Origin of the sequence: Methylobacterium komagatae (assembly GCF_042661665.1) — a bacterium.
Classification (GTDB): Bacteria; Pseudomonadota; Alphaproteobacteria; order Rhizobiales; family Beijerinckiaceae; genus Methylobacterium; species Methylobacterium komagatae.
In genome coordinates, this window is record NZ_JBHSWN010000001.1 from 5336419 (window position 1) to 5357305 (window position 20887).

Sequence of the window (20887 nt, forward strand, 5' to 3'; positions counted from 1 at the left end):
CGCCTCTGCACGCGGGCTTGCCCGCGGGTGGGGCCTGCGCGACCCTCTCGGCATGCCCGACTATCACGACCACCCCGAGCCCGCGCTGTCCCGCGCGCTGCGGGAGCGCCGGCATGCCCTCGGCGATCCCGAGGCGTGGGAGCCCGCTCGCGCGGAGGCGCTCGCGGACGGGGCAGGCTACGATGCCGAGACCGCCCTGCGCGTCTTGCGGGGATGACCCCGCCACGGCGGCCGGCCTGCCACGAGGAGGACTTGGTGCTGATGGTCCGCCTGAGCGCCGACAGCGAGCCTGGTCGTCGCGTCGCCTGGGATGCATCTGCACCGGGTCGTCGCCATACGGGCGAAGCGCGGGGCCGCGCCGCGGGGCAGCGGGTCGCCGAACTCGTCGAGGAAGCCCTGCAGGCACAGGGGCGCGGATGAGGGCGTACGTGGTGCTTCGGAATCCCTGGACGACGTTCTTGGTTTGGTCCAGGTTAGCTGGGCAGCATGCCGCCGGAGCGGATCGTGGAGCCCACGAAGGTTTACGTCGATGAGCGCGACCCCACGATCAATCCAAACGTTCTCGGCCGCAAGGAGGTCGTCCTCAAAGACGGGCAGAAGGATCGCTCGAAGGTTCGACGGATCGCGCGCCTGACGAGCGTCCGCGACCGGCACACCGGTGAGCACCATCACGACGCGCTGAGCATCAAGACGATCGCCCTCTCGAAGGAGGCGTGCACGGTCGACCTGACCCGCTCCGTCCAACTCGATGGTGAGGAGACCAATCGGCTCGCGGACTTCCTCGCGGCGGCGCGCAGCGGGGCCCTCCCGCCCTCCACCGGCGGCTACATCGTGATGCCGACGCGAGGCGGGCCCAAGGACGTGATGCAGGCGCTGCGCGACCTCGCCGCGCCGGATCGGCTCGACGCGCTGACCATGCTCCTGCGGGAGGCCTCGGAGAAGCCCGACGTCCTCGGCGCTCTCGTCTCCCGGCTCGCCCGGGACGATGGGTTCATCGAGAAGGCGGCCGCCGCCATGAACCTCGCCGTCTACCGTGAGGTGGTCGACCGGTTCGAGGCTATGATCGAGGCTCCCGACACGAGCGAAGGCGACTTCCAGGCGCTGCTCGAACGGCACCCCTGGCTGTTCGGGAGCGAGTACAGCTGCATCCTCGACCGGCGCCGGTGGACGCGCGACGAGATCGCCGACTTCGTGCCGCGGCGGACGACGGACGGCCGGGTCGAGCTCATCGAGATCAAGACCCCCCTGAAGGGGAAGGCACTCTTCACCTTCGACACCTCGCACAAGGTCTGGGCGCCCGGCAGCGACCTGACGCGGGTGGTGGCCCAGGCCGAAAACTATTTGGAAAAGCTCGACCGGAACCGGGACTCGATCCTCGCCAACGACGGGGAGGACGTTACCAAGATGCGGGCCCGCATCATCATCGGCAGAGACCTGAACGACGACCAGCGGTCGGCCCTGCGGCGGCACAACGGCCACCTCCATCGCATCGAGATCCTGACCTTTGACGCGCTGCTCGCGATCGCCCGGCGGGTTCTGCGGCACTTCGAGGAAGCCCAGAAAGTCTGAGGTTGCGCCCGGCACAGCACAGAGCCCAAGGGGAAGAGGAGCGGGACCAAGCGCTGACGCAGAGATCAGCGGCGCCCGGGGTGCACGGTGTCGCGCAGGTCGGCAAGCGCCCGGTCGGCCCGGGCCAGGGTCCCGAGGACTGCCGTGGCAGAGACGAACGTCGCGGTCGCGACGAGGCCCGCAGGCGCCTTAGATCAAGAGCATGTCCACAAGGCCGCTTTGCTCGCGAGGTGCCCATGGCTCTTCAGGACGACCGTGATCGCCCCGGCGAGCTGGCGGTCGTCGTGGCCGATGGCGCGCCCGCGGGCGAGGGTCTCCTGGACGAGGGCGGCCGGTTCCTGTGGGGTGAGAGCCTGCCCGAACATGGCGACCTCGATCGCCGGGCGGCCGTCCACCGGCAGTGCGACGAGCGCGGCCGCTACGTCGTCGTAGACCATGACGGGGGGCCTCATTGAGTTCGTCACCCCGACTGCCGCAAAGGCGGCGACGACGTCGGGCTCTCCGCACCTGGCGCCGACGACCCGGCCCCGGAACACCGTCTGCGCCGGTTTTGGGAGCCGATAGAAATCCCACGCCGCCCGGTGCTCTTCGCTCGCGCTCGCCATCGTTCGCCCCTCCGCTACCCCTCCGACCAAGTGTAGCATCGGCGAACGATTCGCGATGGGAAGGGGCCGGCCCCCAACGTCCAGGGATATCTTCACCACGCCCCCCGATCGCGCGTTGCCTCGGGAGTCCCCGCCTGCCAGGGTAACCGCCTCACCGCAGGGATCGCCCTCGTGTTCGCAGCTCGCTTGTTACGGAAACGGATAGCCGCCGCCTGAGCCCTGCTCGGCGCGCCTCTTCGCGCATCCTGATCCCGTACCTGCGAGCTCCTCCCGTGACCAAGCATGCTGCCTCGTCGGCCGCCGCCGTGCGCGCCGCCATCCTCGACCCGCGCCCGTTCGCCGGGCCCCGTGACGGTCAGGGCACCCGCACCCGCGTGCAGCTTCTCTACGGCGGAGGGATGCTCGGCCACGACGCCGTCACGGATCTGCGCGCCCGCCTTCAGCCGCTCCTCGGCGCGCCGGGCCTGCGCGACCGCACGCACGCCGCGCTGACCGCCGCATTCGAGGAGGCCACCGTCGGCAGGATCTCCACGCTGGAGCGCATGCTCGCGAGCGAGGCCCTCCGCAACAGCCTGCCGACGCCGACGCTCGCGCTCGTGCGGGACGTGGGCGGGGTGCTCGTGTTCCACCTCGCCGAGCTGGGCTGCGAGCTCGCCTCGGCCAGGCTGGCGGCCGAGCTCCTCTCGACTGCGGCCGCGCAAGTCCGGGCCGCCCAGCTCGACCGCGCCTTCCTTGTCGTGCGGCACGCGCTGCTGCGCGCCGAGGACGCCCAAGCCACGTTCCGGGACGTGCCATACGTGCCCGGCCCCAGCTATCCGAGGCTTGAGAGCTTCGACGTGGAGGCGGCCGCGTGGGTGCAGGCTTGGACGACGTTCGGGTCGGCGCTCCGCATGGTAGAGGACGAGGACACGATCCTGCGCGGGGGCGCCGGGCAGCGGGTCGAGCCCCCCGTCGTGCAGGACGGCGACCTCGCCCTCGATCTGCCGGATGTGCCGCCGGGGCAGCTCTCCGCGGAAGAGATCCTCGCCGTTGCTAACGCGCGCCGGATCCTCGACGAGGGCGCACGCCGTCGGGCGGCCCGGCCAGCCCTGTCGCTCGTCGTCTTCCCCGTGATGACGCACCTGCCGGAGCCGTCGAAGAGCATCCGCGACCGGGGCGACAGCCCGCGCGCGCTCGCCGAGCCGTGGGCCGGCAAGCCCATGCCGCTCGTGTCGGCGCCGGATCCGGCAGCCTTCGTCAAGCGCCTGCGCGCCCGCTTCCCGTGGGCGGTCGAGGCGGTCGAGGCCTACGCGGCCGACCTTGTCGGTGCCCCCTACGCCCGGTTTTCCCCGCGGATCCTCGTCGGCCCAGCCGGCTGCGGGAAGACGGCGTTCGCGCGGGCCGTGCTTGAGGCGGCCGGGCTCGACGTCACCGTCTACGCCGGTGCAGGCCAGATGGATGGCGGCAGCTGGGCTGGTACCAGCAGAATGTGGGGATCCTGGCGCCCGTCCGTGCCGGCCCAGGCATGCCTCCGCTTCGGGAAGGCCTCCCACGGCATCGTCGTCGACGAGGTCGAGAAGGCGGGCGACAGCCGCCGATGGGGCCGCCTCGACGAGACGCTCCTCCCGTTCCTGGAGAGGGGCAGCACGGCCCGGGCGATCCACGATCCAGCGTTCGAGTGCGCCCTCGACCTCTCGCCCGTCTCCTATGTCCTGACCGCCAACTCGCTCGACGGGCTCTCCGCCCCGCTGCGCGACCGTTGCCAGGCCCTGGAGTGGAAGGCTCCGCGCGCGGAGGACCTGCCGGTCGTCGCCGCGGCGATCCTCGACGAGCTCCGGCGCGAGCGCGGCTTCGACGAGGCGTGGTGCCCCGCCCTCGATGGGGGCGAGCCGACGTCCTCTCGGCATGGCGCGGCGGCAGCCTGCGCCCCCTGCGCCGGATGATCGAGGCGGTGGTGGCCAGCCGCGAGCTCTTCGCGCGCCGCCTCCCGAACTGAGGGGGCGTGCCGTGGAGAGCTCCGACACGCTCGACGTCATCGCGTCGCGGATCCGCGCCGCCTGGGAGAGCGGCCGGGTCTGCTCCCTCGTCGGCCGCGGCTGCCGCGCCCGCGTCGTCCGCATCGGCCGGCTCGTCGAGGCCGGCCGGCTCGATCCCGCCCTCGGCCTGCGGCTTGCCCGCGAGGTCGAGGCCCTGGCTTTCTGTTTCGCCCCCCTGCCGCCGGAGCCCATGCCGTGATCGCCGAGGAATTTCTGAGCATCGCCGGGCCCGCCCTGCGCCACCACCGGGGCGCCGACAGCGTCACCGTCCTCGCGGTCGAGCCTTCGCCGCACGGGCCGCTCGTCCGGTGGCAGGGGCCGCTCCTCGCCGTCGAGCGGGAGCGCAGGGCCGACGGACCCAGCACGTTCGTCGGTCCCCTTCCGAGGCCCTTCCTGCTCGACCTGCTCGCACGCGTCCTCGCGTGCCGATGGCGAGACGGCGCGCCCCGGTGCCCGCCGGACTGGCAGCAGCGCCTGGCCAGGCGGCACCGGCGCGTGTTCGGCCAGGGCTGCTTCGAGTGCGGCCCGGGATGGAAGTGGCTGTGGGAAGGCGCGGCCGAACTCCTGCGCGAGCACGGCATCGCCGACGGCTTCCACACCACGCAGATGAAGGAGAAGTTCGGCTCGGCGCGCTGGTACTACGACGCCAACGAAGACTGCGAATACACGGCGAATACTGTCGATGCCGTCGAGCATCTATCCGCCTACATCTGCGAGGAATGCGGGAAGCCCGGCCGCGTACGCCAGGGAGGCTGGCTCCGGTGCCTGTGCCCGGAGCACGCCAACGGCAGGCGGGTGGTCGGCGGTGGCTGACGTCTACCGCAACCGCACCCGCTGCCGGTGGAGCGTCCGCATTTCCGGACGCGTGGTCGGCCACCGGCTCGGGGTCGTCCTCATCGGTGTCGCCTTCCGGGCATCCGAGGTGGCCCGCCTCCGGTGCCTGCGGGCGGGCGCGCGCGACGTCCATGCGTGGGCCTCCGGCGAACTCGCCGACCTGCCCCGGCCGCCGGGCGCGCGCCGGCTCAGGTACCGGCTCACGGAGAGCGGCTTCCGGATCGAGGGGCGGGTCGTCGTACGAGCGGCGGCCGCGTGGTTCGAGGCAGACGGCACCGCCTGGTGCGAGGGGGAGAGTGATGGTCACGGTCTGGATCCTGTCCGACCTGCACGTCGACGCGACGCCGTGGACGCCGCCGCCGGGCCCGCGCGTGGACATTGCGATCGTCGCCGGAGATGTGGCCGACGGCCTCACCCGGAGGGCGCTCCCGTGGCTGGCGGAGCACGTCGTCCCCCGGGCGCGGGAGGTCGTCTATGTGCCGGGCAATCACGACATGTGGCGCGCGCGCTACCCGGACGAGCTCGCCAGCGCCCGGGACCTCGCCGAGGCCGCAGGGATCACGCTCCTCGACAGCGGGCAGGCCTGCCTCGTCGACGGCGTCGAGATCACCGGGGCGACGCTCTGGACGGACTACGCGATCGCGGGCGAGGAGCGTCGCGAGCTCGCGATGCGCGTCGCCGGGGACCGCCAAGTCGGCATGAGGGATCACAGGCTGGTGCAGATCCGGGATCGAAACGGCACCCCCGCGCCGTTCCGGCCGCCGGCCGCGCTCGCGCTGCACCGGCAGCACCGGGCGTGCATCGAGGGGCGGCTCGCGGAGCCTTGGAACGGACCACGGATCGTCGTCACGCACCACGCTCCACACCCGCGCAGCCTCCTGCACGGCGAGGTCCGCGAGCCGATCGACGCCGCCTACGCGAGCGACCTGACGCCGCTGATGGAGGGCCCCGGCGCCCCGAACATCTGGATCCATGGGCACGTGCATCGGTCGGCCGACTACCGCATCGGGCGCACGAGGGTGATCGCCAACGCCCGCGGGCACGACACCTCGCACCGGCGCCGGGACGGCATGTGGGCCGTCGAGCTGGAGAACCCCGCCTTCGACCCCTTCCTCGTCATGGAGATCTGAGATGCGCACCTTCCTCGCCCTCGTCCTCGCCGTCGCCCCGGCGGCTGCGGAGCCCCGGCCCGCGCCGGGCCGCTACTGCGCGGTCGGCCAGGACCTCCCCGACATCTCAATCGGGCCCGGGCGCGGGGTCGGCATCGATTTGATGGACTGCGCGACCGCCACGATCGCCGACGGCCGCGTCCGGGCCCCGAGGTGTTTCGGCATGGGCGGCGCGGAGGTCCCGTACGACACCGACCTCGTCGTGTGCCCCGACGGCAGCCTGGAGCACGACGGCGCGGTCTTCCGGCGCTGCCGCTAGTCGTCGTCCCGGCCGCCGAGGGCGTCGATCTGGCGGGCCCGGCGCCGGGCCAGCTTGCGTGCCCACGAGAGCGCCCGCTCCGAGACGGCGGCTTCGCCGGAGAGCCAGCGTCGGACCTGACGGGTGTCCTTGCCGACGTCCCAGGCGAGCTCCGCGGTCCACCGGGTCCCGTAGAGCGGCTCGCCGATCGCCCGGATCTCGGCGACGGCCGCGAGCATGGGTTGGCCCCCCGTTGCCAGTACGGCCGCCTGCCCGACGAGGGCCTGCGCAGTCGGGCGCGCCTCGGCCCGGGCCCGCGCGATCCGGCGTTCGCTGTGCAGATACCCATAAAATGAGCTGGCACTCCAGATGCGATTGCCTTTTTCGAGCCCCTCTGGCCCCATAATTCGCGACGATGCAAACCCATAAAGCGGCAAGCGAAGCCCTGTCAGACCCCATAATTTGGGACACGGTTATCAAGCCCGCGAAGGATGACTTGACCGGGTGCGGCTCGATCCGGGCCGATCGCAGGATCATCCGAGACACCTTGGACTGCCGTGCGCGGTCAAGTCATCCTTCGCGGGCGGCTTGGTACGGTCTTCGGTGAAGGGCGCCGCGACGGCGCGGCGGCTAATCAGATCGCATCCGCAACGAGGTTTGTCCGGGCAGCATGCATGGCGGCGCGCAGGGGCGGAACGATAGGCATCCGGTAAGGGTGCCGACTGGTCAAGGGAAACACCCGACCGATGCGGTCAAGGTATAGCCGCGGTCGGGCGAACACAGGTCTCCGGGGCGATGAGGGAAAATCCGATCAGCTTGCCCGTGTAAGGAGCCGCTTTCGCCCCAGCTTGATCCGTTCCGGTAGATCAGGCGCCGGTCGTGGCGGCCTTTTTCACCCCCGGTCGACTGGCGCGCCCGCCTTCTCCAATGCGGTGAAGCCCCCGGCGACATGGGCGACGGACCTGAGCCCCATGTCCTTGAGGGTCTTGGCGGCCAAGGCCGATCGGTTGCCCGAGCCGCAGTAGAGAACCAGCCTCCTGCCATCCCCGAGACTCGGCCTTGTGGGTCGGGCTCTTCGGATCGGCCTGGAACTCTAGGAAGCCGCGCGGCACATGGACCGCGCCGGCGATCCTGCCGGTCTTGGCCAATTCTTCGCCTTCCCGAACGTCGACGAGCACCGTGTCGGTCTGGCCGAGGCGTGCGAGCGCCTCCTCGGCCGATAGAGTCTCCACCTCGCGGTTGGCTTCCGCCACCAAGTCCTTCGCGCTCTTCGTGGTCATGGTCATCTCCGTCACGCGCCCCAGGCCGCGCCGTCGAGGGCGTCCAGCGGGATCTTCAGGTAACGCCGGCCGTTCGCCTCGGGCTCGGGCAGGCGGCCGCCACGGATGTTTACCTGCAGGGAATGCAGGATGAGCTTGGGCATCGGCAGTTCGCGGTCGCGGGCCTCGCGCATGCGGACGAACGCCTCCTCGCTCGGGGTCTCGACGAGGTGTGGGTTCTCCGCCCGTTGCCGGGCGACCGTGCTCTCCCAGGCCGCCTCGCGCCCACCCGGGCGGTAATCGTGCCCGGTGAACAGCCGGGTCTCCTCCGGCAGAGCCAGGATGCGCTGGATGCTGCGCCAGAGTGCGTGCGCGCTGCCGCCCGGGAAGTCGGCCCGCGCCGAGCCGCTGTCGGGCATGAACAGGGTGTCGTGGATGAAGGCGGCGTCGCCCACCCGGTAGGCGATGGAGGCCAGGGTATGGCCCGGCGTGAACATCACCTCGGCGTCGAGGTTGCCGATCCGGAAGCGCTCGCCGTCGGCGAAGAGCCGGTCCCACTGCGAGCCGTCCGTCCGGAACGTGTCGGGTAGGTTGTAGAGCCCCTTCCAGAGCCGCTGCACCTCGACCACCTTCTCGCCGATGGCGGTCGGGACGCCGGTCTTGTCGTGCAGGTGGCCGGCCGCCGAGAAGTGGTCGGCGTGCGGGTGGGTGTCGAGGATCCACTCCAACTCGTAGCCCTCGCGCTCGATATGGGCGAGCAGGGCGTCGGCGGAGCGGGTGGCGGTCGCCCCGGACTTCGGGTCGAAGTCGAGCACCGGGTCGATGATGGCGCAGCGCTTCGTCTCGGGATCGGCGACGACGTACTGGATGCTGCCGGTCGTCTCATCGTGGAAGCCGGTCACGATGGGTCGACCGCGCAACGACGGGATGGTCTGGTCGGACATGGATCTCCTCCTTCCGAGTTCAGGTTGTGGCTCCGAGGAGCGGCAGGGCTCCGCGGGCGACCACGTAGAGGCCGACCAGGATCACGAGGCCGGCGAAGGTGAGGGTCAGGGCGCGCTTGTGCTGGCTGAGCCGTCGGCCGAGGCCGGCACCGACGAGGCCGCCGAGCACGCCGCCCAGGACGAACAGGCCGGCCAACGGCCAGTCGATCAGGCCTGAGACGGCGTAGCTTGCCGCGGTGGCGGCTCCGAAGGCGCTGACCGCCACCAGCGAGGTGCCGATGGCCATCGGCAGCGGCATCGAGGTCGCCAGCATCAGGCCCGGCACGATCAGGAATCCCCCGCCGATGCCGAAGAAACCGGAGAACAGGCCCACAGCGAAGCCGATGCCGAGCAGCCAGGGCAGGAGCACCGGGGCGCTGGCCTTGGTCAGGCGCACCTCCGGGTCGCCCTCGCCGCGCCGCTTGCGCAGCATCAGCCCCCCGACCACGAGCATCACCACCCCGAACAGCGCCAGCAGGCTCTGCCCATCGACCGCCTTGGCTGCCGTCGAGCCGGCGAGCGCACCGAGGACGCCGGCCGCCGAGAACACCGCCGCGCAGCGCCACTTCACGTTCCCGGCCCGCCATTGCGGGACAAGGTTGCCGGCCGCGCTGACCGAGACCGCCAGGGCACTGGTGCCGATCGCCACATGGGGCGAGCTCACCCCGACCACGTAGGTCAGGAGCGGGACCGCCAGGATCGAGCCGCCCCCGCCGACGAGGCCGAGGATCACGCCGACGACCCCGCCCGAGCCGGTCGCGAGACCGGATGTGAGCAAGCCGGGCATCAAGCGTCGGCTCCCCGGACTGCCTTCGGGTTCGAGGTCGACGATGGCACGAGGCGGAACATCAGCATGCCCACGGCCATGGCGGCCACGAAGGTCGCGGCGGGGGCCGGCACCACCGAGAGGATGGTCAGGGCGGGTCCGGGGCAGAGGCCGACCAGACCCCAGCCGACGCCGAAGAGCGCGGCGCCGACGAGCAGGCGCGGGTCGAGGTCGCGCCGGGTCGGGATCTCCAACCGGGGCGCGAGCACCGGCCGGCCGCGCCGTCGCGCGACGCGGTAGCCGGCGGCCGAGACAGCGACGGCGCCCGCCATGACAAAGGCGAGGCTCGGATCCCAGCGTCCGGTCACGTCGAGGAAGGCCAGGACTTTCGCCGGGTTGGCCATGCCGGAAACGAGCAGCCCGATCCCGAACAACAGGCCGACGGTGAAGGCGGAGACGGTCTTGGCCATGGCTCAGGCTCCGAGCAGGTGACGGGTGACGAGGACGGTCAGGATGGCGACGGCCATGAAGGTGCCGGTCGCGATCAGCGAGCGGGGCGAGCCGCGACCGATGCCGCAGACGCCGTGACCGCTGGTACAGCCGGCCCCGAGGCGTGCACCGAAGCCGACGAGCAGACCTGCGACCACGATGAGCGGAAACGAGGCGCTGACCGTCACCGCCGGCAGGCTCCCGCCCAAGCCGGCGTAGACTAGCGGTGCCAGGACCAGCCCGGCCAGGAAGGCGGCTCGCCAGCCGGTCTCGCGCGAAGGCGAGGCGAGCAGGCCGCCGAGGATGCCGCTGATGCCGGCGATGCGTCCGTTGAGGAGCAGGAGCAGGGCTGCGGAAGCGCCGATCAGGCCGCCGCCGAGGAGGGCGCTCAATGGCGTGAAGCTGTCCATGGTCAGTCACTCCCGACGCGCGGCAAGGGGCACACCCGTGGGCGATGCATGATCCACACGCCGCCACTGGGGTTGTCATGGACGGGGTCCATCCCCGAACCGCGCTAGAATTAGATGATGCTTAATTAGTGACATCTAATGTAACGTCAAGAGGAGGCGATCGATGATCCCTGGAACAGCGGAGCGGGTTTCGCTTCACACAGGCGTGCGCGACAACCGGCGCATCGCTGCCGACCTCGATGCGAGCGTCCGCTGGCATGCCGAGCGCCCGCAAGACATCGGTCGCCGCCTGCGCGAGCTTGACGCGGAGTGGGACATCGAGCGGACGCTGGAGGCCAACGCCGCGACGCTGGCGCTCACCGGAACGGTGTTGGGCCTGACCACGGACCGACGGTGGCTTGCCCTGCCCCTGGCGGTGACCGCGTTCCTCCTCCAGCACGCAGTGCAGGGCTGGTGCCCGCCCTTGCCGGTCCTTCGGCGCCTCGGCTTCCGTACGGCTCGTGAGATCGAGGTCGAGCGCAACGCCCTGAAGGCGCTCAGAGGTGATTTCGGCCCTATCGGACCGGGTCCGGGTGACCACGACAGCCGGGCAAGCCACGCCCTCATGGCAGCTAGGCTCTGACGAGAGGGCGCCGGAACGGCTTCCCGTTCCCCGCGCTACGGGTGGATGTAGGCGAAACCCATGCCCTGCAGGCGCGCCAACTCGGCGACGCCGCTCGGCACGATGTCGTCCTCGCCCACCGCATAGAGAGCGCCGCGGTCGATCTTCCGCTCCCTCAAGGTATTGGCGCAGACCAGGAACCTGACGCCCGCGGCCTTGAGGGCGTCGATGCGTCCGGCGAGTTCCTTGTCCTCGGCGGCGGCCTGGAACAGAGCCAACCCGTCGCCGAGGCTCACCACGCGGATCTCGACGTGATCCTTGCCCACGGCGTCGACGTGGTTCCGCAGGTTGCCGAGCAGGCGCTTGAAGTAGGCGGCTCCGTCGGGGCCGCCGCCGTTATGATAGATCACCTTCTGGTTGGCGTAGTACCCGGCCGGGGCTTTCGAGCCGGCGTGGGCGGCCCCCATGCCGAGGGTTGCGAGAAGGACCGCGAGCGCCAGGCTCCTAAAGACCGTCGTCATCCGGCTCTCCGTCGTCGGTGAATGGCTCCGGCGCCTCCGAGGCGCGGGCGGACAGGCTATCGAGCCGCGCATGGTCGAGGCCGTCGTCCGGCTCCGGTCCGGCCGACGCGCCGCTCCCGAGGCTGCCGGTCGTCTCCGGCGCGACTTGCCGCGTGGCGTGGCTGGTGCCTCGTGACCCGAGCACCACGACCTTGGTGCCGGTGGGCACGCGCCGGTGCAGGTCGATCACGTCCTGGTTCAGCATGCGGATGCACCCCGAGGAGACCGCCTCGCCGATGCTCCAGGGCTCCGTGGTGCCGTGGATGCGGTAGAGCGTGTCCTTGCCGTCCTTGAACAGGTAGAGCGCACGCGCCCCGAGCGGGTTCCTGTCGCCGCCGGGCATGCCGCCGGCCCAGCGTCCGTTGCGGGCCGGGTCACGCCGGATCATGTCGGGCGTCGGCGTCCAGCGCGGCCAGGATGCCTTGCGGGCGACCGTCGCCTCGCCGGTGAACTCGAAGCCGGCCTTGCCGACCCCGACGCCGTAGCGCATCGCCTTGCCGCCCTCCATGACGAGGTAGAGGAAGCGCCTGTAGGGGTCGACCACGAGGGTGCCGGGTGGCTCCTTCGTCGGGTAATCGACGACCTGGCGGACATTTCGGGCCTTGAGGTCGCGCGGATCGATCGCCTCGACGGGGAAGAGCTCGTCCGTGATGGCCGCGTATCGGCGCAGGGCATCCGGGGCGATCTGCGGCCGGGCCTCCGCGACCGGGGCCGGCGCCCCCATCGAGGCCGTGCAGGCGCCAAGCGCCGAGGCGAGCGCCACCAGCGCCGATAGACGTGAGACCCGCCGCATCACGAGCGACCCTTGGCGCGCGCCTGGGCCACAGCCTGCTTGAAGCCGTCGTAGTCAAGCGCCGCGGCGACCTTCAGCGGGCCGATCAGGAAGACCGGCGTGCCCTGCAGGCCGAGGGCATCGGCCTGGTCGAGGTTGCGCTGGAGCAAGGCGCCGATCTCGGCTTGGTGAGCCCGCCGGTCCTCCTCCAGGCGGCCCATGTCGACGCCCGAGGCGGCCACCGCCTCCAGCATCCGCTCCTTCGGGATCTTGCGGCCGGGGATGCCCATAAGCGCCCTGTGCACGGCGTCGTAGCGGCCCTGGTATTTCGCCGCGAGGGCGAGCTGGGCGCCGTAGACGGAAGCGTCGCCGAGGATCGGCCAGTCCTTGTGGACGACGCGGATGCGCCCGTCCTCCTTCACCAGGCGGGTGAGGTCGGGCTCAGCCTTCTTGCAGAAGGGGCAGTTGTAATCGAGGAAGGCGACGATGGTCAGGTCGCCCTTCGGGTTGCCGGAGATCGGCGCTTCCGGGTCGTTGAGGATGGCGTTCGCATCGATGCCTTGAGCGAAGGCCTCCTCCGTATGCGGCGCCAGCGAGAGCAGGGCGGGCGCGAGCGCGACGGCGGGCAGAAGGGCGAGCAGGGTCCTGCGGTCCATGACGGTCTCCGTGGGGTTATCGAAGGGGGTGGCTCAGGCGCCGACCAGGGCAAGGCGGCGCGTCAGGTCCTCGACCGTGAGCTCTCCCTCGGTGCGGGCCTCCCGGACCTCGTCACCGTCGGGGCGCATCAGGATGAGGGTCGGCGGACCGACGACCCCGAACCGCTGCATCAGAGCCCGGGTGTCGGCGTCGTCGCGGGTGACGTCGGCCTTGATGACGGAGACGGCCTTCAGGCGCTCCCGGATGCCGGCGTCCGCCAGGACCGTCCGCTCGTTCGTCTTGCAGACGGTGCACCAGTCGGCGGCGAACTCGACGAGCACCGGCTTGCCCGCGGCGCGGGCGGCCTGAAGGGCGGTCTCGAAGGCAGGCAGCGAGGCCACGGCGCGGGTGTCGGCGGCGTGCACGGCTTGGGCCTGACCGAAGCCGGCGAGCGGCCGGAGCGGGTCGGTCCCACCCGCCGAGGCGCCGACGACGAGGGCGCAGCCATAGGTCACCGCGACGATGCCGACGCTCTTGCCCAGCCGGCCCACGGCACCGGCACCGGCCGGGAGGGCGTCGAAGGCCCCGACGAACACGCCGACGCCGACGGCCAACAGGCCCCAGAGCGCGAGCGTAACCTCGGGTGGCACGAGGCGGGAGACCATCGTGATGGTCAACCCGAGAAACACGACACCGAAGGCCTGCTTGGCGGAAACGAGCCAAGGGCCGGACTTCGGCAGGATCCCCGCCCCAAATGTCCCGAACGCGACCAGCGGCAAGCCCATGCCGAGGCCAAGCGCGAACAGGGCCGAGGCGCCGCGCGCCACGTCCCCGGTCTGGGCGACGTAGAGCAGGGCCGCGGCGAGCGGCGGCGTCACGCAGGGGCCGACGATCAGGGCGGAGGTGAAGCCCATGACCGCGGCGCCGCCGAGGGCGCCGAGCCTGCGCCCGCTCAGGCGGGACAGGCGGGCGGCGGCACCGGTCGGCAGCGCGAGGTCGAACGCACCGAACATCGACAGCGCCAGGGCGGCGAAGGTCGCGGCGAGCAGGCCCAGCGCCACGGGCGTCTGGAGCGCGACCTGGAGGTTGCGTCCAGACCAGGCCGCGGCCACGCCGAGCGTGCCGTAGGCCAGCGCCATCGCGAGCGCGTAGGTGCCGGACAGGACGAAACCGCGCCCGGCCGAGAGCTGCTCTCCGGAGCGGGTCAGCATGCCGGCTAGCACCGGAACCATCGGGAGCACGCACGGCGTGAAGGCCAGGAGCAGGCCGAGCCCGAGGAAGGTCGCCAGGACGCCCGCGAGATGGCCGGAGAGCAGACCGCTCCCGGTCTCGGCCTTCGTATCGACCGGGGGCGCACTCGCGGGCACCGCTGGGTTCGCCGGCACGGCCGCCGCTTGTGGACCGGGCGCAGGCACCTCGACGACCCGGGTGACCGGCGGGTAGCAGATGCCCCTCTCGGCACAGCCCTGGTAGGTGACGCGCACGTCGCGTACCCCCACAAGCGCCGCGCCCGGCACGACGGCCTCGGCCGCGCCGTGGTAGACCTCGGTCGCCCCGAAGTTCGGGTCGTCCTTGGTTTCGCCCGCAGCGGTCGTCACGGGAAGCTCCCGACCGCTACCGTCCGACGCGCCGATCTTGTCTCGGTAGAGGTAGGTGCCGGGGGCGGTGGTCCATCTCAGGCGAAGCGAGAGGTCCTCGTCGCGGGTCACGTCGAGAGTGAACGGCGCCTGCCGTGCGGCGGGCTCGCGGCAATGACCCGGCGACCACAGCGATGACCCCGCCCAGACCAGGACGGCGAGGATGACGTTGGCGAGAACGTTCGGCATGAGCGGGCGGGGTCCGGGCTCGGATCGGTCCGCCGCCGGTCGGAAACGTAGCTTAAGCCAGGCTTAAGCCTGGCCCGGAGGATGCCAGGCAGCCAACGGAGACACGCATGCGCATCCTCGTCGTCGAGGACGACCCCATCCTCTCGGACGGCCTCAGGGCCGGGCTCGGGCTGTCCGGCGCGACCGTCGAGTGCGTCGCGACCTGCGCGGACGCCGATGCCGCCCTCGCCGCAAGCGGCTTCGGCGCCGTGGTGCTCGACCTGATGCTGCCCGACGGCTCCGGGCTCGACGTGCTGCGTGGGCTACGCGAGCGGGGCGACCGCACGCCGGTGGTCCTGCTCACGGCCCGGGATGCGGTAGCGGACCGAATCGCAGGGCTCGACGGCGGAGCCGACGACTACCTCGGCAAGCCCTTCGACCTCGACGAGCTCTCGGCCCGCATCCGCGCCGTCGTCCGGCGGGCGTCAGGGCGGGCCTCGGCCTGCCTGGAGCATGCCGGCATTCGCCTCGACCCGGCCGAGCTCGCCGTCACGCTCCATGGGGAACCGGTCCCGGTGTCGCGGCGCGAGTTCATGGTGCTGACGGCGCTGATGGAACGGCCGAACGTGCTGCGCTCGAAGGCGGAGCTGGAGGAGCGCCTCTACGGCTGGCAGGAGGAGGTCGAGAGCAACACGGTCGAGGTGCACGTGCACAATCTGCGCGCCAAGATCGGCAAGCATGCCATCGAGACGGTGCGCGGCCTCGGCTACCGCATGAGGGCAACCGCATGATGTCACTACGCGTCAGGCTCTTCGCCATCCTGCTCCTCGCTACCGGCCTGATCTGGCTCAGCGCGGTCGCCTGGATCTACCTGGGGTCGAAGCGCGAGGTGGAGCAGGTCCTCGACAACCGCCTCCAGGAAGCCGCGCGCATGGTCGAGCTCCCTGGTGGGTGCGGTCGGCGGCACGGCCCCGGACGGGACGCCGCGCACGTTTCCGGCGCCGACGGCCTACGAGCGGCAGCTCTCCTGCCAGATCTGGTCGCTGGACGGTCGCATGGTCGCGCGGTCGAGCGGAGCCCCGGAGCGACGCCTGACCGACGCGCCGGCGGGCTTCTCCGAGCGTGAGGTCGACGGCGAGACCTGGCGGGTTTTCACGGCGGAGGATGCCGAGAAGGGGGTGCGTGTCCTGGTCGGCGACCGTCTCAGCCTGCGCGAGCGCCTCGTCACCGACCTCATCATGGGCCTGCTCACCCCCGCGCTCCTCATTGTGCCGCTCCTCGGGATGCTGATCTGGGCGAGCCTCGGGCGCGGCCTGCGACCCTTACGGCTGATGGCCCGGAACCTCGCGGCGCGCGACGCCGACGACATGAGCGCCATCGACGCCGGCCAGGCGCCGACGGAGGTCCGCCCCTTGGCGGATGCCCTCAACGGGCTGTTCCTCAAGGTCGAGGCGGCGCGGCGGCACGAACGGGAGGTGACGGCGTTCGCCGCGCACGAGCTGCGCACCCCGCTCGCCGGTTTGAAGACGCAGGCCCAGGTCGCCATGGCCGCGACCGACCCTGACATCACGAGAGCCGCACTTCGCCAGATTCTCGCAGCCGTGGATCGTACGACACGCCTCGTCCGCCAGCTCCTCGACGCTGCCCGGCTCGACGCCGCCGAGGAGACCCGGCCTCTGACGGAGATCGACGTGGGCGCGCTGGTGGCCGAGACCGTGGCGGGCATGCGCGTGCCAGCGGAAATCCGAACCGTCGTCGATCCCGAGCTGCATGGCTACACGATGCGGGCCGACCCCGAGAGCCTGCGTCTCGCCGTCCGCAACCTGCACGAGAACGCCGTGCAGCACATGCAGGCCGGGCTCGTGGAATGGGCCGCGCGGCCGGGCGGTGGGGGCATCGTCGTGCGCGACGAAGGACCCGGCATCCCCGAGGAGGAGTTGCCGCAGGTCACGAAGCGCTTCTTCCGAGGACGCCACAAGAGCGCGACGGGAAGCGGGCTCGGACTGGCCATCGCGGAGATGGCCTCCCGTCGGAGCGGGTTGAGCCTGCACCTCCGCAATCGATCGGACCGGCGAGGGCTAGAGGCGGAGATCCTGCGAGGCTGACGCCGCCCCGGCTATCCGACCGACAAAAGGCTATTGCAGGTTCGGGCGGACCACCGTGTCGGTCACGTCCTGCCCCGTTTCCACCTCACGGACGCTGACCCGTATGCCCTGCCGAATGAGGCGCTCCAAGTCCTCCGCGGACAGATAGACCCGTCTCTCGGGGTCGAACAGCCGGCAGCCGGCATAGCGCTTCAGGTGGCGGATCGGAGAGGATTTCTTGCCGGACATCTTCACGACGGATGAAAGGAGGCCGACCGAGGGACGGAATGCATATTAGGTTTGGAATAATTAAAAGCTGTAGTGGATGGCGCACAACCCCTGACGCGCTCTCCAGCCCATTTGTTTACCCGAGAGAGGTCAAGGCTGCGGGCGTAAGGGCCCCGTGCGCTCAGCCTATGTCCGGGCAGAAGATGTCCTTCAAGGTCGCCAGCAGCCGCGCGGCCCTGGGGTCCTCCAGCCGATAGAACAGGGTCTGGCTCTCGCGCCGGAAAGTCACCAGCCCGTCCTCCCTGAGCTTGGCGAGGTGCTGCGACAGGGCCGACTGGCTGAGCTCGACCGCCTCGGCGAGGCTCGTCACGTCCATCTCTCCGCGGGCGACCAGCAGGCACAGGATGAGCAGGCGCTTCTCGTTGGCGAGGAGCCGCAACAGGCGCGCGGCGTCAGCCGCCTTGACTTGGAGGCGCAGCAGGTCGGTTGGCGTCACGACATCCATGGGTCCAAATCCCAGAACGTTAGGACTGACTTATTTAGGTGCTTCTAATGTATTTTCAGCGAGCCGTCCTCCTGGGCCTCGGTCTCGATGTGAATTTCTGCTCCGGGCCAACCAGGCCGGCATCCTCCGCCGGCCCAGGCGCTTCCGGGCCACCCTTTCAGATGCAGGTCCCCTCAAGCATCGACAGCGGGCCTGCCGCCGCGCGACCATGAAGGTCTGGTAGTGGCGCGATCTGACGCTCGGCAACCAACCTCCGAGCAGCCGCCTTTGACCTTCAGCCACCTCGCGCACGGTCGGGCTGATTGGGCTTTAAGCCATAGCCTTGGGTCCAGGATCTTCAGGGCAGTCCGATGCGCCTGATCAGGGCTTCGGCCTCCGGCCGCTCGAAGAGAAAACGCTCGAACTCCGGCGTGGAGCAGACGGGTCGGAGACCGTTCTTGAGCAGCAGATAGGTGACCGTGCGTGCGGTCCCATGCCTCTTCTCGCGACCGGCGAGGCGCCCGGCTCGTTCGCGAACACACTCGCTTACGCTCCGCGGGCACAGCCAGACCCTCCATGGCCAGCAACTCGTCCAGGCACCCCTCCAAGACCGACTGAAAGGGTGCGAACTTGCTTGTGCCCGCCACCGCGAACATGTCCCGCAGGGCAGCCGTGTAGAGGAGGTCGAGGGCCATGGGCTGAAGACCGAGCGCCACCTGCTCGGCCCGCATCGGCTCCATGCTGAAAACCGTGCCGATGATGTCGAAGGCGACGACTTCGGGATGTGCGGCCATGATGCTCACGATCATCCTGATTGATCGCCCCGAGGCGATCTTCGCCGCGCGGCGGGAAGGGCGATGGGTCTTCCGCGGCCGTAGGTCGTGTTCCAGCGACCGTTGCCGGGCGAGAGAGGAGAACCTAACTGCGGCCAGGTGGTTCGTCTCGTACACCTTTGCGCACGCGTGTGCGGCGGACGAGGAGTACCCGGATGCCGAGTGAAGAGAACACGGCCCACTACGATGGTCCGTCCGGCGGCTGGGGCTCCGTGCGGGGCATCTCGCGCATCTTCGGCAAGGAGTGGGCAACGCCGCTCGCCACCGAGACCCTGTTCCGCCAGAACAAGCCCAAGGGCTTCATGTGCGTGTCCTGCTCGTGGGCCAAGCCCGCGAACTACCATCCCTTCGAATTCTGCGAGAACGGCGCGAAGGCCACGCTCTGGGAGCTGACGACCCGGCGCTGCACGCCCGACTTCTTTGCCAAGCACACGGTCACGGAACTTCGTGAGTGGAAGGATTACGACCTGGAGCAGCAGGGTCGCCTGACGCACCCGATGCGCTACGATCCGGCCACGGACAAGTACGTCCCCTGCGAGTGGGTGGAAGCTTTTCGGAAGATCGGGTCAGAGCTGAGGCGCCTCGATCCGAAGTCGGTTGTGTTCTACTCGTCGGGGCGCGCCAGCCTGGAGACCGCCTACCTCTACGCGCTGTTCGCCCGGCTCTATGGCTGCAACAATCTGCCCGACTCCTCGAACATGTGCCACGAGACGACGTCCGTGGCGCTCAAGAAGGTCATTGGTGCCAGCGTCGGCACGGTCGTGTTCGACGATCTCCAAAACTGCGATGCGATGTTCTTCTTCGGCCAGAACACCGGCTCGAACTCGCCCCGCTTCCTGCACCCGCTGCAAGAGGCCGCCAAGCGCGGCGTCCAGATCATCACCTTCAACCCGGTCCGCGAGAAGGGACTGGAGTTCTTCACGAACCCGCAGAGTCCGGTCGAGATGCTGACCGGCAAGGAGACGCGGATCAGCACGCAGTACCACCAGGTCCGGCCTGGCGGCGACATCGCGGTGCTCATGGGCATCTGCAAGCATGTCTTCGCGGCCGATGACGCAGCGAAGGCCCAGGGCCGGCGCGTGCTCGACGTCGCCTTCATCGAGCAGCATACGAGCGGGCTCGACGAGTTCGAGGCGAAGGTGCGAGCGAGCTCCTGGGAGGAGATCGAGCGGGAATCGGGCTTGAGCCGCCAAGCCATCGAGGCGGCCGCACAGGTCTACGTCGAGGCCGACCGCGTCATCGGCATCTACGGCATGGGCCTGACCCAGCACATGAACGGCTTCGAGAACGTCGCGCTGTTCGTCAACATGTTGCTCCTGAAGGGCAACATCGGCCGCGACGGCACCGGCATCTCGCCGGTGCGCGGCCATTCCAACGTGCAGGGACAGCGCACCGTCGGCATCTCGGAGAAACCTGAGTTGGTGCCGCTCGACAAGCTCGCCGCCCAGTTCGGCTTCGAGCCGCCGCGCGAGAAGGGCATGAACACGGTGGAGGCCTGCGAGGGCATCCTATCCGGCACGGTGCGAAGCTTCTTCGGTCTCGGCGGCAACTTCGTGCGCGCCATCCCCGAGCGGGACCGTATGGAGAAGGCCTGGACGCGGATGCGCCTCACCGTTCAAGTGGCGACGAAGCTCAACCGCTCGCACCTCGTCAACGGCGAGATTGCCTACCTCCTGCCCTGCCGGGGCAGGACCGAGGAGGACATGCAGGCGAGCGGTCCGCAGGCGGTCAGCATGGAGGACACGTTCGAGCTGCATCTACGGCTCGCTTGGACGCCGGAGCCCCGCAAGCGAGCACCTCAAGTCGGAACCCGCCATCGTGGCGGGTATCGCCAAGGCGACGCTTGATCCGAACCCGAAGGTGCTCTGGGACGCCTGGGTCGGCGACTATGCCCTGATCCGGAACGCGATTGCCGAGACCTACCCGGAGGAGTTCCACGGCTTCGATGAGCGCATGTGGACACCGGGCGGCTTCTACCGCGGCAACTCGGCACGCGAGCGAATCTGGAAGACCGAAAGCAAGAAGGCGATATTCACCACCCCCAAGCAGATGACGGCAGTCGGCTTCGGCGAGGCGCCGGGCCGCTACCGCCTGATCACGATGCGCTCGAACGACCAGTTCAACACCACGATCTACGGCTACAGTGACCGCATGCGCGGGATCGAGGGCACCCGCGACGTGCTCCTCATCAACCCCGACGAGATGCAACGGGCCAACCTGCACGAGGGGCAGGTCGTCTCGCTCGTCAGCGACGCGGAGGACGGGGTCGAGCGTGAGGTGTTCGGGTTGAAGGTCGTCCCCTTCTCACTGCCGGACGGCTGCATTGGCGCCTACTACCCCGAGATGAACCCGCTGATGCCGCTGTCCCACCACGACGGACCATCGAAGACGCCAGCGGCGAAGTCGGTGCCCGTGCGGATCAGGGAAACGGACGAGAAAGGGACACCTGCCGAGCGACGCGAGCCGCCGGGACACGCGACGCAGCCGGTCTGAGGCGAGGCGCGGCTAGTCGGAGGGCCCCGGGACCGAGACTAATGAGGGACGACT

23 protein-coding genes and 4 pseudogenes are annotated in these 20887 nt (G+C 70.1%); 14 read left to right on the top strand and 13 right to left on the bottom strand.

Translation table 11 applies throughout. The annotated features are described in order from the left end of the window. The first annotated feature begins 52 nt into the window (after positions 1-52). The 3 genes from ACFQE0_RS26315 (at position 53) to ACFQE0_RS26325 (ending at position 1569) form a co-directional block, all read left to right on the top strand. On the top strand, positions 53-217 hold the full coding sequence (locus tag ACFQE0_RS26315) for a hypothetical protein (RefSeq protein ID WP_170267760.1): 165 nt from the start codon (positions 53-55) through the stop codon (positions 215-217). Between the two features lie 44 nt (positions 218-261). Continuing rightward, complete coding sequence (locus ACFQE0_RS26320) at positions 262-420, top strand: hypothetical protein (RefSeq protein ID WP_378974974.1); 159 nt, start codon at positions 262-264, stop codon at positions 418-420. Between the two features lie 84 nt (positions 421-504). Then, positions 505-1569, top strand: a complete 1065-nt coding sequence (locus tag ACFQE0_RS26325) for a Shedu immune nuclease family protein (RefSeq protein WP_147025484.1) — start codon at positions 505-507, stop codon at positions 1567-1569. A 194-nt stretch (positions 1570-1763) separates the two neighbouring features. Here ACFQE0_RS26325 and ACFQE0_RS26330 read toward each other — a convergent pair whose 3' ends face one another. After that, positions 1764-2174 carry a hypothetical protein gene (locus ACFQE0_RS26330; RefSeq protein WP_287741794.1) on the bottom strand — a complete coding sequence of 137 codons (411 nt, stop codon included), beginning with the start codon at positions 2172-2174 and terminating at the stop codon, positions 1764-1766. A 272-nt stretch (positions 2175-2446) separates the two neighbouring features. Here ACFQE0_RS26330 and ACFQE0_RS26335 point away from each other — a divergent pair, with 272 nt between their 5' ends. The 6 genes and pseudogenes from ACFQE0_RS26335 to ACFQE0_RS26355 all read left to right on the top strand — a co-directional run bounded on the left by ACFQE0_RS26335 (position 2447) and on the right by ACFQE0_RS26355 (position 6451). Further along, the gene (locus ACFQE0_RS26335; RefSeq protein WP_378974977.1) at positions 2447-4096 is read left to right on the top strand and encodes an AAA family ATPase; all 1650 of its coding nucleotides are present in this window, start codon (positions 2447-2449) and stop codon (positions 4094-4096) included. 64 nt (positions 4097-4160) lie between these two features. After that, on the top strand, positions 4161-4388 hold the full coding sequence (locus ACFQE0_RS26340) for a hypothetical protein (RefSeq protein WP_147025481.1): 228 nt from the start codon (positions 4161-4163) through the stop codon (positions 4386-4388). Then, positions 4385-5002 carry a hypothetical protein gene (locus ACFQE0_RS26345; protein WP_147025480.1) on the top strand — a complete coding sequence of 206 codons (618 nt, stop codon included), beginning with the start codon at positions 4385-4387 and terminating at the stop codon, positions 5000-5002. Before ACFQE0_RS26340 ends, ACFQE0_RS26345 begins: the two co-directional genes overlap by 4 nt. Further along, positions 4995-5207, top strand: a pseudogene (locus ACFQE0_RS27705) (hypothetical protein); the annotation flags it as partial. The gene ACFQE0_RS26345 and the pseudogene ACFQE0_RS27705, both read left to right, overlap by 8 nt. A 115-nt stretch (positions 5208-5322) precedes the next feature. Next, positions 5323-6153 carry a metallophosphoesterase gene (locus ACFQE0_RS26350; RefSeq protein WP_238179409.1) on the top strand — a complete coding sequence of 277 codons (831 nt, stop codon included), beginning with the start codon at positions 5323-5325 and terminating at the stop codon, positions 6151-6153. 1 nt (position 6154) lies between these two features. Further along, entirely contained in the window at positions 6155-6451 is a 297-nt protein-coding gene (locus ACFQE0_RS26355) for a hypothetical protein (RefSeq protein WP_147025477.1), read from the top strand. Here the strand turns inward: ACFQE0_RS26355 and ACFQE0_RS26360 are convergent. From ACFQE0_RS26360 to ACFQE0_RS26385, 6 genes and pseudogenes are all read right to left on the bottom strand, one after another. Next, positions 6448-6669, bottom strand: coding sequence for a hypothetical protein (locus ACFQE0_RS26360; protein ID WP_378974979.1), 222 nt, complete (start codon positions 6667-6669; stop codon positions 6448-6450). The two genes, ACFQE0_RS26355 and ACFQE0_RS26360, sit on opposite strands and share 4 nt — an antisense overlap. A 653-nt stretch (positions 6670-7322) precedes the next feature. Then, positions 7323-7710 (bottom strand): annotated as a pseudogene (locus ACFQE0_RS26365) (rhodanese-like domain-containing protein). A gap of 11 nt (positions 7711-7721) precedes the next feature. After that, the gene (locus ACFQE0_RS26370; protein ID WP_147025475.1) at positions 7722-8633 is read right to left on the bottom strand and encodes an MBL fold metallo-hydrolase; all 912 of its coding nucleotides are present in this window, start codon (positions 8631-8633) and stop codon (positions 7722-7724) included. Positions 8634-8652: 19 nt separating this feature from the next. After that, the gene (locus ACFQE0_RS26375; RefSeq protein WP_147025474.1) at positions 8653-9459 is read right to left on the bottom strand and encodes a sulfite exporter TauE/SafE family protein; all 807 of its coding nucleotides are present in this window, start codon (positions 9457-9459) and stop codon (positions 8653-8655) included. After that, positions 9459-9908: a YeeE/YedE family protein gene (locus ACFQE0_RS26380; protein ID WP_238233863.1), complete on the bottom strand. Its 450-nt coding sequence runs from the start codon at positions 9906-9908 to the stop codon at positions 9459-9461. Before ACFQE0_RS26380 ends, ACFQE0_RS26375 begins: the two co-directional genes overlap by 1 nt. Positions 9909-9911: 3 nt before the next feature. After that, positions 9912-10337, bottom strand: coding sequence for a YeeE/YedE family protein (locus ACFQE0_RS26385; protein ID WP_147025472.1), 426 nt, complete (start codon positions 10335-10337; stop codon positions 9912-9914). A 163-nt stretch (positions 10338-10500) separates the two neighbouring features. On the opposite strand from ACFQE0_RS26385, the gene ACFQE0_RS26390 reads away from it, so the two are divergent. After that, complete coding sequence (locus ACFQE0_RS26390) at positions 10501-10959, top strand: DUF2892 domain-containing protein (RefSeq protein ID WP_147025471.1); 459 nt, start codon at positions 10501-10503, stop codon at positions 10957-10959. Between the two features lie 35 nt (positions 10960-10994). Here the strand turns inward: ACFQE0_RS26390 and ACFQE0_RS26395 are convergent, their stop codons facing one another. Genes ACFQE0_RS26395 through dsbD form a run of 4 tightly spaced genes read right to left on the bottom strand, consistent with a single transcriptional unit; the run spans position 10995 to position 14732 of the window. Beyond that, positions 10995-11459 carry a DsrE family protein gene (locus tag ACFQE0_RS26395; RefSeq protein ID WP_147025470.1) on the bottom strand — a complete coding sequence of 155 codons (465 nt, stop codon included), beginning with the start codon at positions 11457-11459 and terminating at the stop codon, positions 10995-10997. Beyond that, the gene (locus tag ACFQE0_RS26400) at positions 11443-12291 is read right to left on the bottom strand and encodes a L,D-transpeptidase (protein WP_147025469.1); all 849 of its coding nucleotides are present in this window, start codon (positions 12289-12291) and stop codon (positions 11443-11445) included. The genes ACFQE0_RS26395 and ACFQE0_RS26400 overlap by 17 nt, the downstream gene beginning before the upstream one ends. Continuing rightward, positions 12291-12926: a DsbA family protein gene (locus ACFQE0_RS26405; protein ID WP_147025468.1), complete on the bottom strand. Its 636-nt coding sequence runs from the start codon at positions 12924-12926 to the stop codon at positions 12291-12293. The genes ACFQE0_RS26400 and ACFQE0_RS26405 overlap by 1 nt, the downstream gene beginning before the upstream one ends. Positions 12927-12959: 33 nt before the next feature. Beyond that, complete coding sequence (gene dsbD / locus ACFQE0_RS26410; RefSeq protein WP_147025467.1) at positions 12960-14732, bottom strand: protein-disulfide reductase DsbD; 1773 nt, start codon at positions 14730-14732, stop codon at positions 12960-12962. A gap of 107 nt (positions 14733-14839) precedes the next feature. Here dsbD and ACFQE0_RS26415 point away from each other — a divergent pair, with 107 nt between their 5' ends. Beyond that, complete coding sequence (locus tag ACFQE0_RS26415; RefSeq protein ID WP_147025466.1) at positions 14840-15502, top strand: response regulator; 663 nt, start codon at positions 14840-14842, stop codon at positions 15500-15502. Then, positions 15499-16816 (top strand): annotated as a pseudogene (locus ACFQE0_RS26420) (ATP-binding protein). The gene ACFQE0_RS26415 and the pseudogene ACFQE0_RS26420 overlap by 4 nt, the downstream one beginning before the upstream one ends. 30 nt (positions 16817-16846) lie before the next feature. Here the strand turns inward: ACFQE0_RS26420 and ACFQE0_RS26425 are convergent. Both ACFQE0_RS26425 and ACFQE0_RS26430 read right to left on the bottom strand, forming a co-directional pair. Further along, positions 16847-17044 (bottom strand): polyhydroxyalkanoate synthesis regulator DNA-binding domain-containing protein, encoded by a 198-nt coding sequence (locus ACFQE0_RS26425; protein WP_147025464.1) that lies wholly within the window; start codon positions 17042-17044, stop codon positions 16847-16849. A 160-nt stretch (positions 17045-17204) separates the two neighbouring features. Beyond that, positions 17205-17528: an ArsR/SmtB family transcription factor gene (locus ACFQE0_RS26430; RefSeq protein WP_147025463.1), complete on the bottom strand. Its 324-nt coding sequence runs from the start codon at positions 17526-17528 to the stop codon at positions 17205-17207. 771 nt (positions 17529-18299) lie between these two features. On the opposite strand from ACFQE0_RS26430, the gene ACFQE0_RS26435 reads away from it, so the two are divergent. Next, entirely contained in the window at positions 18300-18506 is a 207-nt protein-coding gene (locus tag ACFQE0_RS26435) for a hypothetical protein (RefSeq protein ID WP_017486769.1), read from the top strand. Further along, positions 18496-20833: pseudogene (locus ACFQE0_RS26440) on the top strand (FdhF/YdeP family oxidoreductase). Before ACFQE0_RS26435 ends, ACFQE0_RS26440 begins: the two are co-directional and overlap by 11 nt. Positions 20834-20887: the final 54 nt, after the last annotated feature.

What these genes read in the sequence shown, in the direction of transcription:
- ACFQE0_RS26360 (WP_378974979.1), bottom strand. Translation starts at nt 6,669, where the DNA reads ATGCTCGCGGCCGTCGCCGAGATCCGGGCGATCGGCGAGCCGCTCTAC.
- dsbD (WP_147025467.1), bottom strand. Translation starts at nt 14,732, where the DNA reads ATGCCGAACGTTCTCGCCAACGTCATCCTCGCCGTCCTGGTCTGGGCG.
- ACFQE0_RS26330 (WP_287741794.1), bottom strand. Translation starts at nt 2,174, where the DNA reads ATGGCGAGCGCGAGCGAAGAGCACCGGGCGGCGTGGGATTTCTATCGG.
- ACFQE0_RS26355 (WP_147025477.1), top strand. Translation starts at nt 6,155, where the DNA reads ATGCGCACCTTCCTCGCCCTCGTCCTCGCCGTCGCCCCGGCGGCTGCG.
- ACFQE0_RS26400 (WP_147025469.1), bottom strand. Translation starts at nt 12,291, where the DNA reads ATGCGGCGGGTCTCACGTCTATCGGCGCTGGTGGCGCTCGCCTCGGCG.
- ACFQE0_RS26405 (WP_147025468.1), bottom strand. Translation starts at nt 12,926, where the DNA reads ATGGACCGCAGGACCCTGCTCGCCCTTCTGCCCGCCGTCGCGCTCGCG.
- ACFQE0_RS26315 (WP_170267760.1), top strand. Translation starts at nt 53, where the DNA reads ATGCCCGACTATCACGACCACCCCGAGCCCGCGCTGTCCCGCGCGCTG.
- ACFQE0_RS26320 (WP_378974974.1), top strand. Translation starts at nt 262, where the DNA reads ATGGTCCGCCTGAGCGCCGACAGCGAGCCTGGTCGTCGCGTCGCCTGG.
- ACFQE0_RS26380 (WP_238233863.1), bottom strand. Translation starts at nt 9,908, where the DNA reads ATGGCCAAGACCGTCTCCGCCTTCACCGTCGGCCTGTTGTTCGGGATC.
- ACFQE0_RS26425 (WP_147025464.1), bottom strand. Translation starts at nt 17,044, where the DNA reads ATGTCCGGCAAGAAATCCTCTCCGATCCGCCACCTGAAGCGCTATGCC.
- ACFQE0_RS26350 (WP_238179409.1), top strand. Translation starts at nt 5,323, where the DNA reads ATGGTCACGGTCTGGATCCTGTCCGACCTGCACGTCGACGCGACGCCG.
- ACFQE0_RS26385 (WP_147025472.1), bottom strand. Translation starts at nt 10,337, where the DNA reads ATGGACAGCTTCACGCCATTGAGCGCCCTCCTCGGCGGCGGCCTGATC.
- ACFQE0_RS26375 (WP_147025474.1), bottom strand. Translation starts at nt 9,459, where the DNA reads ATGCCCGGCTTGCTCACATCCGGTCTCGCGACCGGCTCGGGCGGGGTC.
- ACFQE0_RS26430 (WP_147025463.1), bottom strand. Translation starts at nt 17,528, where the DNA reads ATGGATGTCGTGACGCCAACCGACCTGCTGCGCCTCCAAGTCAAGGCG.
- ACFQE0_RS26390 (WP_147025471.1), top strand. Translation starts at nt 10,501, where the DNA reads ATGATCCCTGGAACAGCGGAGCGGGTTTCGCTTCACACAGGCGTGCGC.
- ACFQE0_RS26415 (WP_147025466.1), top strand. Translation starts at nt 14,840, where the DNA reads ATGCGCATCCTCGTCGTCGAGGACGACCCCATCCTCTCGGACGGCCTC.
- ACFQE0_RS26435 (WP_017486769.1), top strand. Translation starts at nt 18,300, where the DNA reads ATGATGCTCACGATCATCCTGATTGATCGCCCCGAGGCGATCTTCGCC.
- ACFQE0_RS26395 (WP_147025470.1), bottom strand. Translation starts at nt 11,459, where the DNA reads ATGACGACGGTCTTTAGGAGCCTGGCGCTCGCGGTCCTTCTCGCAACC.
- ACFQE0_RS26370 (WP_147025475.1), bottom strand. Translation starts at nt 8,633, where the DNA reads ATGTCCGACCAGACCATCCCGTCGTTGCGCGGTCGACCCATCGTGACC.